Source organism: Phocaeicola sp. GP0067, from assembly GCF_031119655.1.
Classification (GTDB): Bacteria; Bacteroidota; Bacteroidia; order Bacteroidales; family Bacteroidaceae; genus Phocaeicola; species Phocaeicola vulgatus.
In genome coordinates, this window is sequence record NZ_JAVHZY010000039.1 from 21305 (window position 1) to 35774 (window position 14470).

Annotated in this window: 11 protein-coding genes; 2 read left to right on the forward strand and 9 right to left on the reverse strand. The window is 39.9% G+C overall.

What is annotated here, in order from left to right; all coding sequences use genetic code 11:
* Positions 1-7: 7 nt before the first annotated feature.
* Both RE317_RS19475 and RE317_RS19480 read right to left on the reverse strand, forming a co-directional pair.
* Positions 8-2020, reverse strand: a complete 2013-nt coding sequence (locus RE317_RS19475) for a dihydrofolate reductase (protein WP_117873963.1) — start codon at positions 2018-2020, stop codon at positions 8-10.
* Between the two features lie 108 nt (positions 2021-2128).
* Positions 2129-2596, reverse strand: a complete 468-nt coding sequence (locus tag RE317_RS19480; RefSeq protein WP_005841109.1) for an AraC family transcriptional regulator — start codon at positions 2594-2596, stop codon at positions 2129-2131.
* Positions 2597-2927: 331 nt separating this feature from the next.
* On the opposite strand from RE317_RS19480, the gene recQ reads away from it, so the two are divergent.
* Positions 2928-4745, forward strand: a complete 1818-nt coding sequence (gene recQ, locus RE317_RS19485) for a DNA helicase RecQ (RefSeq protein ID WP_117873966.1) — start codon at positions 2928-2930, stop codon at positions 4743-4745.
* A gap of 95 nt (positions 4746-4840) precedes the next feature.
* Here recQ and RE317_RS19490 read toward each other — a convergent pair whose 3' ends face one another.
* Entirely contained in the window at positions 4841-5695 is an 855-nt protein-coding gene (locus tag RE317_RS19490; protein WP_117873968.1) for a lipopolysaccharide assembly protein LapB, read from the reverse strand.
* Between the two features lie 116 nt (positions 5696-5811).
* Here RE317_RS19490 and msrA point away from each other — a divergent pair, with 116 nt between their 5' ends.
* Positions 5812-6297, forward strand: a complete 486-nt coding sequence (msrA, locus tag RE317_RS19495) for a peptide-methionine (S)-S-oxide reductase MsrA (RefSeq protein WP_005848903.1) — start codon at positions 5812-5814, stop codon at positions 6295-6297.
* A gap of 68 nt (positions 6298-6365) precedes the next feature.
* Here msrA and RE317_RS19500 read toward each other — a convergent pair whose 3' ends face one another.
* From RE317_RS19500 to RE317_RS19525, 6 genes are all read right to left on the reverse strand, one after another.
* The gene (locus RE317_RS19500; protein WP_117873972.1) at positions 6366-7511 is read right to left on the reverse strand and encodes a TlpA disulfide reductase family protein; all 1146 of its coding nucleotides are present in this window, start codon (positions 7509-7511) and stop codon (positions 6366-6368) included.
* 131 nt (positions 7512-7642) lie between these two features.
* Positions 7643-8704: a 3-isopropylmalate dehydrogenase gene (leuB, locus tag RE317_RS19505; protein WP_117873970.1), complete on the reverse strand. Its 1062-nt coding sequence runs from the start codon at positions 8702-8704 to the stop codon at positions 7643-7645.
* Between the two features lie 93 nt (positions 8705-8797).
* Complete coding sequence (locus RE317_RS19510) at positions 8798-10345, reverse strand: alpha-isopropylmalate synthase regulatory domain-containing protein (RefSeq protein WP_008667926.1); 1548 nt, start codon at positions 10343-10345, stop codon at positions 8798-8800.
* On the reverse strand, positions 10324-10920 hold the full coding sequence (leuD, locus tag RE317_RS19515; RefSeq protein WP_005848913.1) for a 3-isopropylmalate dehydratase small subunit: 597 nt from the start codon (positions 10918-10920) through the stop codon (positions 10324-10326). Before leuD ends, RE317_RS19510 begins: the two co-directional genes overlap by 22 nt.
* A 13-nt stretch (positions 10921-10933) precedes the next feature.
* A complete protein-coding gene (gene leuC, locus RE317_RS19520; protein WP_005840840.1) occupies positions 10934-12316 on the reverse strand; it encodes a 3-isopropylmalate dehydratase large subunit in 1383 nt (460 codons plus the stop codon).
* A gap of 17 nt (positions 12317-12333) precedes the next feature.
* On the reverse strand, positions 12334-13830 hold the full coding sequence (locus tag RE317_RS19525; protein WP_005840837.1) for a 2-isopropylmalate synthase: 1497 nt from the start codon (positions 13828-13830) through the stop codon (positions 12334-12336).
* Between the last annotated feature and the right edge of the window lie 640 nt (positions 13831-14470).

A 14470-nucleotide genomic window follows, 5' to 3' on the forward strand; every position in this document is an offset into this window, starting at 1 on the left:
TTTTTTCTTATTCATTTCTACAAGGAAGATTCGCAAATTCTTTGCTATAACGTAACATCTGCTCCGCGTAACCTTCATTATAAGATACTTTTACATCTATAATATTTCCATCCTTATCTGTCACGGCCTCATATACAGGATTTACAAAACCTTTGTAAGGAGCCAGATGAAGTTTTTCATAACGTGCCAATATCTCGGCGTGCAAAACCGGATCTATTTTCACCGCATACTTTTCGACCAATTTACGGGCAGCCTCAAAATCTCCTTCACTTTTAATGCGTTGTATCTCAGCCAGCAACTGTCCGAACAGAGTGCGCAGTTTTTGATAATCGTTTATCTTCACATACGTTTTCCCATCCTTCTTAACCAGTTCAACCACCTTATCTGCAGCACCTTTCTCAAATGTCCACCGCGCAATGAGCTGGCGGTTACGCATGTGTGCTTCCTCTACCATATTACCTAACTCGATGCGGACTAACTGGGTCATCAGGCCATTCATCATATAAGTATAATATTCTGCTTTAAAGGCATCTCCATCCGGTGTAAGCCCCAACTCTATCATTTTGTCATCCGGCAGATAGTACAAACCGAATAAATCGGCACGTGCCTCTTCTATCGTAGATCCATAGGCTTTCAAAGCATCCTGATCTACTCCCGGTAACAACTGCCCTGAACCGTGCCCCAAACATTCATGCAAATCAGTATGTAAATCCCCTGTAAGATCTGCATATTTCTTTATCCATTCTTTCTCTTCGGCACCGCAAACAAATTCATCTGTAAATCCATTACCATGAGCCGCTTTATTATAGGCATCTGTCAGATTTCCGATGGTTACAGATTTAGAACCATGCACACTACGAATCCAGTTGGAATTAGGGAGATTAATCCCAATCGCCGTAGCAGGATACAAATCCCCCCCCAGCATAGCGGCTGTAATCACCTTGGCCGACACACCTTTCACTTCCTTTTTTTTAAACCGATGATCTACAGGTGAGTGATCTTCAAACCATTGGGCATTAGCGCTGATAATTTCCGTGCGCTTGGTTGCTTCCAGATCTTTAAAATTCACAATGGACTCCCAACTAGCTTTCAGTCCTAACGGATCTCCATAACTTTCAATAAAGCCGTTAACAAAATCCACGTGTGAATCCAAATCCTTCACCCACGCAATAGAATATTCATCAAAATCTTTCAAGTCCCCGTTTTTATAAAATCGAATTAATTTTTCGATAACTATTTTTTGTTGTGCATCTTCTGCCACACCAAGAGCCTTGTCCAACCAATAAATGATCTTATCAATAGCTTGCCCATACAATCCTCCAGATCTCCAGACCTTTTCTTGTACTTTTCCGTCCTCTTTCACTAAACGGCTGTTCATACCAAACATTACCGGCATCATATCATCCGGATTCTTCAAATTATGATAAAAATCTTCCGCTTCTTTCTGGGTTACTCCTTCGTAATAATTTGCAGCCGAAGTCAGGACCAAATCTTCCCCGTCTGCCTGATTCACACGTTTAGGCATCATTTCAGGATCAAAAATCACCGGAAAGACTTCTTCACAAAGTTCTTCCACTGTTTCCCCTTTACCCAAAGGCAACTTCAATGCATCCACATTATTCAATGCATCTCTAAAAAATTCCGGAGTGAAACCAGGTACGAACTTATCCGAAGCATAATGATGATGAATTCCGTTAGAAAACCATATACGTTTCAGATAAGTTTCCAAATTGACGAAATTCACCTCTGTACGATCTCCCTGATACTCTGTATATACGGTTTCCAACATTTTACGAATAAGCAAATTGTATTTGCCATTCTGATCAAACAAAATATCACGACCTTGCAAAGCAGCTTGTGATAAATAGTAAATCAACTCTTTTTGTTTCAAACTCAGTTCTTCAAATCCATACACTTTATATCGAAGTAACTGTAAGTCGGCAAATTGTTCAACCGTATAATTAAATTCCTCCATTTTATTCATGCTCTTGTCTACTTCATTGCACCCAGCCTGTTTCATTTCTACAATCAACGTTTTTTTTCATAGATACATAATTCATGAGCCGAAACAAAAAAAGGAAAACAATTGTTTTCCTTTTTCTAAATTATAATGTAACACATTATGCTCTTACTTCTTTTCTTGATTTCTCTTACGATAGCCATTAGGGGTCTCACCCACATTCTTATAAAATGCAGCATAAAAAGATTGGCGATTAGCAAAACCTACCATTGCACTAATCTCTTCCACATTCTTATCCATATAACGTTTATCAACTAAAAGATGCAAAGCATCTTTAATACGATATTCATTCAGCAAACAAGAATAATTCATTCCGAAGCGGGAATTCACTACAGCTGACAGATAACGAGTATTTGTCTTTAATTCTTTCGCCAAGTCTTTTGCTGAATAATTAGGGTCTTTGTACTTTTTCTGAACAACTACAATGTTCAAAATCTTATCATACAATTCATCGGCAAGTTCTGCTCTAATCAGAGATCTGTAAGCAGCCTTTTTCTCTTTCTTTTCTCTCAGGTTATACGGCTTTTTCTTAGGAGCCGCTTCCTGGGTTTCTGATTTTTTTTCCACGTCGCTCATCAGTTAATTTTTCTTTTAATTTTTCGTTGTTTGGTTAGTTATATAAATGCAAACATCTAATTTTGGACAAATGTGGGAAAAGTTTTTTTCATATGCAACTTTTTTCGCCTAATTTATTTCTTAAATAATCACAACACTTTGTTTTTTAAGTGGCAAAAAAGTTTATTTGTCAGATCTACAATAACCGGCTTCTCTTTCAAGTAGTAATTTCAAACCAAATGAGTTACGAATAAAAGTATATCTTATTTATTATTATCAGGCAGAGATCCCGACCAAATCTAAAGATTTTACTACCTTTGTAGCCGATTACGTTTTAAAATAATAAACAGATATGTTCCAAACTCTAAAAAATTACTTCGGATACGATAGTTTCCGTCCTTTACAGCAAGATATTATTCAAAATATATTAGCTCAAAAGGATACTTTGGTATTAATGCCTACAGGAGGAGGGAAATCCATCTGTTATCAATTACCGGCTTTACTGATGAAAGGTATGGCCATTGTCGTTTCACCTCTTATTTCTTTAATGAAAGACCAGGTGGAAAGTTTACAAGCAAACGGAATTGCAGCACGGGCACTGAACAGTAGCAATAATGAAACAGAAAATATAAATCTACGTCGCGAATGCCTTCAAGGAAAAATCAAATTGCTTTATATTTCCCCTGAACGATTACTTATAGAAACAAATTTCCTGCTGAAAGATATCCAAATTTCTTTATTTGCCATTGATGAAGCTCATTGCATCTCACAATGGGGACATGATTTCCGGCCTGAATACACCCAATTAAAGGTACTACGTGATCAGTTTCCCAAAGTACCGATTGTAGCATTGACTGCTACAGCTGACAAAATAACCCGAAAAGACATTGTACAACAATTGGCCTTGAAAGATCCTAAAATATTCATATCTTCCTTTGATCGGCCCAATCTGAGTTTGGAAGTAAAAAGAGGCTACCAACAAAAGGATAAGACACGGACTATCCTTGAATTTATAGAAAAACACAAAAATGAATGTGGTATCATTTATTGCATGAGCCGCAGCAAAACAGAAAGTGTGGCCGCAATGCTGATGAGACAAGGTATCCGTGCAACCGTTTATCATGCAGGATTAAGCAGTGATATGCGTGATAAGGCACAAAATGATTTCATAAACGATCGTGTACAGGTAGTGTGTGCCACTATTGCTTTCGGGATGGGAATTGATAAATCCAATGTACGCTGGGTTATTCATTATAACCTTCCTAAAAGCATAGAAAGTTTCTATCAAGAAATAGGACGTGCCGGACGTGATGGTATGGAAAGTGATACTTTGCTGTTCTATTCACTGGGAGACTTGGTTATGCTTTCCAAATTCGCTACAGAAAGCAGCCAGCAAGAAATTAACTTAGAAAAATTACACCGGATGCAACAATATGCTGAATCGGATATCTGTCGGAGGCGTATTCTGCTGAACTATTTTGGTGAAACAATGGACCATGATTGTGGCAATTGTGATGTGTGCCGTAATCCTCCCGAACGCTTTGACGGAACAATCATTGTACAAAAAGCGTTGAGTGCAATAGCCCGAACTAACCAACAAATAGGCACTCACATGTTAATAGACATATTGAAAGGGTCAGCGAACCAAGAACTGATTGACAAAGGTTATGACAAATTGAAAACATATGCTGCAGGAAGAGATATTCCCGCACGCGACTGGCAAGATTATCTGCTGCAAATGCTGAATCTAGGATATTTCGAAATAGCCTATAATGAGAATAATCACCTCAAAATAACCGAAAGCGGGCAAAAAGTATTGTTCGGCAAAGAACCCGCCATGCTGGTAGTCATCAAACGGGAAGAATTCGTACCTGCTAAGGAAAAACGCAAAAAGAAAGCCAAGGAAGAGGTACTCTTTCCCACTCCGGTTACTTTTGGAAATGAAAACAAGGACTTGTTTGAGGAATTACGTGTACTGCGTAAAAAACTGGCGGACCAACAAGCTATACCTGCCTATATCGTTCTATCCGACAAGACTTTGCACCTGATCGCCGCCCAACAACCTACAACTATAGAAGCATTCGGCAACATCAATGGTATCGGCGAATATAAGAAAGAAAAATACGGAAAAGAATTTATAGAGTTGATAAAAAAGATATTGAAGAAATGAAAAAACTATTCCCCATATACCAATACAGGAACAGATAAATTCTGTTCCTGTTGTAAAAGCACGATGATTATCTGACAATAGTCCTGTTTACATTTTTATTTACTCTCTTTCAGCTTATCCTGCAACTCCGGTCGGGGCACTCCCAACTCTATTGCTTTTTCAAAAGCAACATACGCTTCCCTTTTCTTCTTCTGACTTAAATAAATCTCACCACACATCACATAAATTTCCGCATCGTCCGGTGCCAGTTTGGCGGCCTCCTCCAAATCCAATAAAGCCAGATCAGGCGTATTCATTTCTACAGCCAATGTAGCACGAGCTTTCAGATAAGAGACATCTCTGGGATTATCGGAAACCAATCTGTTGAAATCTTCTAAAGATTCACGATATTTCAATTCCTTCTGATTTAAAAGCGCCCTGCCCAAACGTGCAGTATTATTCCCCGGTTCCTCCTGTAATAAAGTGTTATAATCTATTCTCGCTCCTTTATAATCCCTACGTTGCATATAAATATAAGCCCGGAAAAGTAATGCTTCCTTATTTGTCTTGTCTATATCAATCACATTACAATAATCCACATAAGCCCTGTCAAACAAATTTTTTTCCAAATAGAGTGAAGCACGATTGAGCAATGTAACAACAGAATATGGAGTAATATTCAAGGATAACGTGTACGAATCAATAGCATCATCTATTTTCCCCAATCTCCGCTGGACCGTTCCTAGATTAGTAAACAATAAAGCATTACGCATATTGGCAGGATCCATCTTCAATGCCTGTTTGAACAAAATTTCCGATTTTGTCAAACTGTCTTTTTTTGCCGCATCCAACGCACTGGTTATCAGTTCATCGTAAGTTTGCGCCTGCAACTGCATACATGCGCATAGCAACATAAGATAACATACGATCTGTTTCATCCGATTTTCTATATTAATTAATTCCGGTTGCAAAGGTAGAGGAATCTTTAACGATATTCCTTTAGTTTAATTAAAAAAAGCATAAGGTAGGTTTCTCGTTTTAAAGGGTATTCCGTATATTTGGCATACAATTTAAAAGAATAAAGAACATGAAAGTAGAAAAAGCGATATTCGCCGCCGGATGCTTCTGGGGCGTACAACATCAGTTCGAACGTATTCCGGGTGTACTAAACACTACAGTCGGTTATACAGGTGGTCCGGAAGCCAACCCCACATATACTCAGGTAAAAGCCCACATGACCCACCATGTAGAAGCTATTTTTGTAGATTATGACGCCGACATGGTTTCTTATGTGGATTTGTGCAAACTTTTTTTTGAAATACATGATCCTTCACAAACCGATGGAATAGGTCCCGACCTCGGACCGCAATATCGGAGTATGATTTTCTACATGGATGAAAAACAAAAATCCGAAGCTGAAGAGGTCATCGAACTGCTTCGCTCGAAAGGTCATAGAGTCAATACCAAATTACGCCCTGCCGAGAAATTTTGGGAAGCAGAAGACTATCATCAGCACTATTACGATAAAACGGGAGGAGAACCTTACTGTCATATACGCGTAAAAAAATTCTAAATTAAACAACAGAGGTGTGTTCAAATAATGGCACACCTCTGTTATTCATAATTATCCGGAACCTTTCATCATTTCATCAATGCGTCCAGATACATATAAAATTCAGGGTCCTCGCCAACTACCTGTTTAGCAATTTTCCCTTCAGGATCAATCACATATTTAGTGGGATAACCACTTACTCCATACATCACCGCCACATCCGGTTCACCTATATTGCGTACATTAATCCACGGCAATTGATGCTCAGCTACTGCTTTTTTCCATTTATCCTCTGTATCATTGCAGTCAATCCCTACAAATTCTATTTTTCCCTTGTATTTTTCATATGCCTTTTTCATTTCGGGAATTCCTTTTATGCACCATCCACACCAGCTTCCCCAGAAATCAAGCACTACATATTTACCTCTCAGAGAAGATAAGTCAAAATTCTTTCCATCCAAATCCTTCAAAGTAAATTCCGGAGCAGGATTACCTGGTTTCATTGCTTCTTTTGCTTTATCGCGAGCCAGTTCTTTCTCATATCCTTCTCTCATTCTCTGATATAAAGGAGCCATCATTCCTTCCTTTACCCGGTCAGTCAAAACATTAAAAGCATCCCCCAACTGATCCCTTGACAACTGTGACATTACATATACTGATACATCTTTATCCGGATTCTGCCTAACATAGTCACTTTTTATTTTTAAAATATTTCCATACCATTCTTTTGCTGGAGCATAAACTTTACGGATAGAATCTCCGGGCATTCCTTTTTTCTCCATATCCATACAGACTACATTCAATGAATCTATTTTATGACTATATACTTTACAGTCCTCCACCACTTCATTATAATCGTCATAAAAGGAACCTCCCTCCAATTTATATTCATCCAATGAACCTGAAATTTTTATAGGTTGGCCAGGCAACAGCAAAAAATTTACAGCTTTCATCGATATGGCAGGTATACTGCCATCCTTATTGGGTTTCACTGACGGTTTACCATAAATATAAACCTGTTTCAATACACTATCACCTAAATTAAAAGCAAAACTTCCATCTTGCATGGCAATCGTATCTGTCCTACGACTATCACGATCATTTACAGGAAAAGATTGTACCAATAATGTATCACTCTCGATACCAGTCAGCGTACCGCTGATTTCCGGTCGGTCCGAAGGCTGGCAGGCAATCATAAAACCAGCTCCTACCAAAGCATAAACTAAATTCTTCATTTGAATGTCTTTCAATTATTATCTTTGTTTTATTTGCAGCATCAAATATACTTTTTCTTATCCAATAAAAATAAAGAATCAGAAGTAAAATGGCATTCACTTCTGATTCTCCGTAAAAAAACTATAAATTTCTATGCTTTCTTGATATAATCCACAATCCAGGCACCCACTTCTCTCGTACCATACTTGCCCCCACCTTCAACCTGAATTTCCGGAGTACGCACATTTTCATCCAAAGAAGCATCTACAGCCTTACGAATCAAGGCGCCTTCCTCCTTAAGGTCAAAATACTCAAACAGCATGGCTACCGATAGGATTTGAGCCAATGGATTGGCAATATTCAATCCTTTAGCCTGTGGCCATGAACCGTGAATAGGTTCGAATACCGGAGTGCTTTCACCCGTAGAAGCAGAAGGAAGTAATCCCATAGAGCCACTGATAACAGAGCCTTCATCTGTCAGAATATCACCAAATGTATTCTCAGTCACCATCACGTCAAAGAAACAAGGATCCTGAAGCATCTTCATGGCAGCATTATCCACAAACATATAGTCTGTAGTCACTTCCGGATACTGAGGAGCCATCTCTTGTGCAATCTGCCTCCACAGACGTGAAGATGCCAGCACATTTGCCTTATCAACTACAGTAAGATGCTTACGGCGCTTCATGGCATATTCAAAAGCCACTTTTAAAATACGCTCAATCTCCGGACGGGTATACATATTGGTATCATATGCCTTATCATTATCCTGATATTTTTCACCGAAGTACATCCCTCCGGTCAGTTCACGAATACAGATAAAATCGGCATTTTCCACCAATTCGGCGCGCAACGGAGACTTATGAACCAAGCATTTGAAAGTCTGCACAGGACGGATATTGGCAAACAAACCTAATTTTTTACGCATAGCCAGCAAACCTTGCTCCGGACGAACCTTTGCTGTAGGATCATTATCAAATTTAGGGTCGCCTACAGCCGAGAAAAGCACTGCATCGGCATTCTTACAAGCCTGAAAAGTAGCTTCGGGAAACGGATCACCTACTTTATCTATCGCATCTGCACCACAGATCGCGTATTCATAACTTACTTTATGGCCAAACTTCTCACAAACAGCGTTCATCACATCAACGCCTTGCACTGAAATCTCCGGTCCGATACCGTCACCGGCTAAAACTGCAATTTTAAAATCCATTTTTTTAGTGATTAATGGTTAGCGGTCAGTGATTAATAGTTGGCGGTTAATGAAATCTGACGACACTGTTCATTAACCACTAACCACTAATCACTAACCATTATTATTTTCATATTCATTTTCTATTATATTCAGCATTTTCATGGTAGCCTTGATAGCAGCCTCCGTCTGGTCAGCATCCAGCCCACGAGTACGGAATACTTTTTCTTCAAAACTCCAAGTTATTACTGTTTGCACAAATGCATCTGTACGGCCCCCAGGAGGAATACTTACCGCATAATTGGTCAACATAGGGAATTTACGCCCTAATGTCACTTTATAAATTTTACGCAATGCACGCACAAAAGCGTCATACTGACCGTCACCGCTGGAATTCTCCTCAAACTCTTTTCCGTTAATCTCTATTTTTACAGTAGCCATCGGCTTCAATCCATGCGCCAGTGTCACAATATAACTTTTCAGTTTTACACTTTCGCTTACCACTCCATGCTTCAGCACATCGGAAACAATATAAGGCAAATCTTCCTGAGTAACCAATTCCTTCTTGTCACCCAGTTCGATAATACGTTCCGTTACCTTACGCATGGATTCTTCATCTAAATCAAGTCCCAAATCCTCCAGATTTTTACGGATATTGGCTTTGCCACTAGTCTTGCCCAACGCATACTCACGTTTACGTCCGAATCGTTCCGGCAACAAATCATTGCAATAAAGATTATTCTTGTTATCACCGTCGGCATGAACGCCGGCCACTTGCGTAAACACATTCTCACCCACAATCGGCTTGTTGGCAGGAATAACAATACCAGAATAGGATTCCACCACTCGGCTCACATCATTCAGACGGCTTTCGTCGATATTGGTCAAAGCATTAAAATGATCCTTCAGAATAGCTTGAACACTGGCAAGCGGTGCATTTCCTGCACGTTCCCCTAATCCATTGATAGTAGTATGAAGTCCTTTAACCCCACTCAGCACAGCAGCAAGTACATTACTCACAGCCAAGTCATAATCATTATGCGCATGGAAATCAAAATGAGTATAAGGATAACGTTTTTTCATCTTCCGCATGAATTCAATCACTTGCAAAGGATTCAAGATACCCAATGTATCCGGTAACATATACCGTTTGATACTGGTATCCTTCAATCCGTCCATCAACTGGAATACATAGTCAGAAGAATCCTTCATTCCGTTACTCCAATCTTCCAGATATACATTAACTGCAATATCCAGTTCATCGGCATAACGCACCACATTCACAATATCTTCAATATGTTCTTCAGGTGTTTTCTTCAACTGCTGTGTACAATGTTTCAACGAACCTTTACACAATAAGTTAATTACCCTGCATCCTGTACGTTGTATCCAATCTACAGAAGTACGGCCATCCACAAATCCGAGCACCTCCACTTTGTGAAGCAAATTCCGGCGGGCAGCCCAGTCACATATCATTTTAACGGCTTCAAATTCGCCATCCGATACACGGGCCGAGGCAACCTCTACCCTGTCTACCTTTAAATCTTCCAATAGCAATCGGGCAATCATCAATTTTTCATGGGGCACAAAAGATACTCCGCTGGTTTGTTCACCATCGCGGAGTGTTGTATCCATGATTTCTATTTTGACGCTTTTTCCCATGCTTCTATCTTGTCTTTGTTGGTCAGCAAAAAGTCGATATCATCCAATCCGTTCATCAAACAATGTTTCTTGTATGCATTAATTTCAAAATGTTCGCTTTTACCTGTAGCCTTATTGGTTATAGTCTGTTCGGGCAGATTTACTTCCACTTCCATTTTCGGATCTGCATGAATTGAATCAAAAAGTTCCTTCAAAAATCCTTCACTCACCACCACCGGAAGTACAAAATTATTTAATTCATTATTCTTATGAATATCAGCAAAGAAACTGGACACAACTACCCGGAAACCATATCCGGCGATAGCCCATGCTGCATGTTCACGGCTGGAACCAGAACCGAAATTCTTTCCCGCTACAAGGATTTGTCCACCGTAAGTAGGATTATTCAATACAAAATCCTTGTTCAGAGAACCATCCGGATTGTAGCGCCAGTCACGGAACAGATTATCACCAAAGAATTTCTCTTCACGAGTTGTCGCCTTTAAGAAACGGGCCGGAATAATTTGGTCTGTGTCCACATTCTCTAAAGGAAGGGGTACGCAAGTGCTTGTTATGATATTGAATTTCTGTTTCATTGTCTTCGCATTTTTAAATTAGTTCTCTAGGATCTGTTATAACACCGGTCACCGCCGCCGCAGCAGCTACCAGCGGACTGGCAAGCAACGTGCGAGCACCCGGTCCCTGGCGTCCTTCAAAATTACGGTTACTAGTAGATACCGAATACTTTCCGGCCGGAATCTTATCATCATTCATAGCCAGACAAGCAGAACATCCCGGTTGACGGATGGCAAAACCTGCCTCCTCCAAGATTTTGTCCAAACCTTCTTCACGAATCTGTGCATCTACCATCCATGATCCCGGAACCAGCCATGCAGTCACATGATCTGCTTTCTTTTTCCCTCTTACTAAAGAGGTAAAGGCGCGGAAGTCCTCAATTCGTCCGTTAGTGCAAGCACCCAAAAATACATAATCAATTTTCTTACCTAGCAAGGATTCGCCCGGCTGAAAGCCCATATAGTCCAAAGACTTTTTAAAAGAAGCACTTTTATCATCTACCGGAATATGCTCAGTGATTCCCATACCCATTCCTGGATTCGTTCCGTATGTAATCATCGGCTGAATATCTGCTGCATCAAAACGAATTTCTTTATCAAATACAGCATCATCATCACTCTTTAACGTTTTCCAATGAGACACCGCTTTATCCCAATCCACACCTTTCGGAGCATGTTCCCTGCCTTTTATATATTCAAAAGTCACTTCATCAGGAGCAACCATGCCACCACGTGCCCCCATTTCAATACTCAGATTACATAAAGTCAGACGACCTTCCATACTCAAGTTACGGACAGCCGAACCGGCATATTCCACGAAGAATCCAGTAGCACCACTGGTTGTCATCTTAGACATCATATAGAGAGCCATGTCTTTCGCCGTCACTCCTTTACCCAGTTCACCATCAATAGTGATACGCATGGTTTTCGGACGAGATTGTAAGATACATTGTGAAGCCAACACCATTTCTACTTCACTGGTTCCAATACCGAAAGCAACAGCTCCCATCGCACCATGGGTAGAAGTATGCGAGTCACCACAAACAATTGTCATCCCCGGCAAAGTCAGCCCTCTTTCCGGACCTACTACATGAATAATACCATTTCTTTTATCCATCATACCGAAATGAGCCAAGCCGAAATCTTTGGCATTCTTTGCCAAAGTATCTACCTGTGTTTTAGAAACCGGATCCTCAATCGGTTTATCCTGGTCATGTGTCGGAGTATTGTGATCCGGCATACAATATACATGATCCGGACGAAAGACTTTCACCCCGCGTGCGCGCAGTCCCGCAAAAGCCTGCGGACTAGTTACTTCATGACAATAAAGCCTGTCTATATAAAGTTGAGTAGGTCCCTCCTCAACCTTTTGTACCACATGGGCGTCCCAAATCTTATCAAATAATGTGTTAGCCATTTTTGTATTACGTATTATTATCTTTTAAACTTGTTGATACAATCAATATATGCTTCTACTGATGCAGCGATAATATCTGTATTCGCTCCGAAACCATAGTACATCTGTCCGTCATATTCCACCTGCATGTGTACTTTACCCATATCATCACTACCTTTACTGATAGCCTGGATCGTAAATTCCTTCAATACCATGTGGCGGTCAATAATTTTTTTCAAAGCCTTGATAGCAGCATCTACCGGTCCATTTCCGCTGGCAGCAGCTTCAAAGTGCTCTCCTGCAATATTCAGTCCTAAACTTGCCACCGAACGAACTCCCACTCCGCTTGTTACCTGCAAGTAATCCAGTTTTATATGGTTATTGACACTTCTATCGGCACCTGCCAATACCAGAATATCATCATCCGTGATATCTTTCTTCTTATCAGCCAGTTTTAAGAAATCCTCATATACCTTATCCAATTTGTCCTGTTCCAGTTCGACTCCCAAAACATGAAGACGATGTTTTAACGCAGCACGTCCGCTACGAGCAGTCAAAACAATAGCATTATCATCAATGCCCACATCCTTCGGGTCGATAATTTCGTATGTTTGTACGTTTTTTAAAACACCATCTTGATGGATACCGGATGAATGTGCAAAAGCATTGCGTCCCACAATTGCCTTGTTCGGCTGAACTGGCATATTCATCAAACTTGATACCATACGACTAGTCGGATAAATCTTCTGGGTATTGATGTTTGTCTGAATATTAATATCATTATGGCATTTGACAATCATTGCCACCTCTTCCAAGGAAGTGTTACCGGCACGTTCTCCAATGCCATTGATAGTCACTTCTACCTGACGTGCTCCATTTAACACACCACTAATCGTATTGGCAGTAGCCATACCCAAATCATTATGACAATGAGTAGAAATAATAGCCTTATCAATACCATCTACATGATCTACCAAATATTTAATTTTCGCCCCATACTCTTCAGGCAAGCAATAACCTGTAGTATCAGGTATATTCACTACTGTCGCTCCCGCTTTAATAACAGCTTCTACCACACGAGCCAAGTATTCATTATCCGTACGTCCTGCATCTTCCGCATAAAATTCCACATCATCTACATAACGACGTGCATATTTCACAGCAGCCACAGCACGTTCAATAATTTCTTCACGAGTAGAATTGAATTTATATTTGATATGAGAATCTGAAGTTCCAATGCCAGTATGGATACGTTTGTGCTTGGCAAACTTCAATGCGTCAGCAGCTACGTCGATATCTTTTTCAACTGCACGAGTCAGCGCACAAATGGTTGGCCAAGTAACAGCCTTAGAAATTTCAATTACTGAATTGAAATCACCCGGACTTGAAATAGGAAATCCTGCCTCAATCACATCCACTCCCAAAGCTTCCAACTGCTTAGCCACCTGAATCTTTTCCACTGTATTCAACTGACATCCCGGAACCTGTTCGCCATCACGAAGAGTGGTATCAAAAATAAATAATCTGTCACTCATAAATTTCAATTTTATATTTTACCATTATTATATTCATAAAAAAAAACCTTTCACACAGGGAAGTGAGAAAGGCTTTCGTATATCATTGTTCACACATACTTTTATGCACAACACTCACTTCCCGCTGACTTTGCCAGTAGAATAATAATGCCGCATAGCAAAATATGTATAAATCCTTGGTTCATTGTTTATCTCTTATTTTATCTAAAACGTTGCAAAGGTAGAGATTATTTTCTAAACGCAAAATAAAAATGAAAGTTTTTTCATTATATAAACTACGATTTTTTATTTATTCCAGTTTTAGAGTAACAGTTTATAGGAATATATATCTACAAGTATCTCTATAGAAGTGTATCTGCAAAGATATAGATCACTTTAGATATAAAGGCAATTTGAATTGACATAAATAAACTCACTTTATGAACATCGCCCCCTACAGAGCAAAACTTCCGGACCCGCCCCTGCCGGAGAAAAGACATGGCGGAGCCTTCCGGACAGTTCCGTGGGAAACGTATCCACACCCACGGGGAAAAAACGGTAGAGGTCACATTTCACACGTGCGTATACAAAAAAAGCCTCCGGAACTTCTTCAAGTCCGGAGGCTTCAATCAAAACGGCGGCTACCTACTCTCCCACTGTG

Coding starts and splice junctions, on each gene's coding strand:
- RE317_RS19475 (WP_117873963.1), bottom strand. CDS start 2,020: ATGAAACAGGCTGGGTGCAATGAAGTAGACAAGAGCATGAATAAAATG.
- RE317_RS19480 (WP_005841109.1), bottom strand. CDS start 2,596: ATGAGCGACGTGGAAAAAAAATCAGAAACCCAGGAAGCGGCTCCTAAG.
- recQ (WP_117873966.1), top strand. CDS start 2,928: ATGTTCCAAACTCTAAAAAATTACTTCGGATACGATAGTTTCCGTCCT.
- msrA (WP_005848903.1), top strand. CDS start 5,812: ATGAAAGTAGAAAAAGCGATATTCGCCGCCGGATGCTTCTGGGGCGTA.
- RE317_RS19500 (WP_117873972.1), bottom strand. CDS start 7,511: ATGAAGAATTTAGTTTATGCTTTGGTAGGAGCTGGTTTTATGATTGCC.
- leuB (WP_117873970.1), bottom strand. CDS start 8,704: ATGGATTTTAAAATTGCAGTTTTAGCCGGTGACGGTATCGGACCGGAG.
- RE317_RS19510 (WP_008667926.1), bottom strand. CDS start 10,345: ATGGGAAAAAGCGTCAAAATAGAAATCATGGATACAACACTCCGCGAT.
- leuD (WP_005848913.1), bottom strand. CDS start 10,920: ATGAAACAGAAATTCAATATCATAACAAGCACTTGCGTACCCCTTCCT.
- leuC (WP_005840840.1), bottom strand. CDS start 12,316: ATGGCTAACACATTATTTGATAAGATTTGGGACGCCCATGTGGTACAA.
- RE317_RS19525 (WP_005840837.1), bottom strand. CDS start 13,830: ATGAGTGACAGATTATTTATTTTTGATACCACTCTTCGTGATGGCGAA.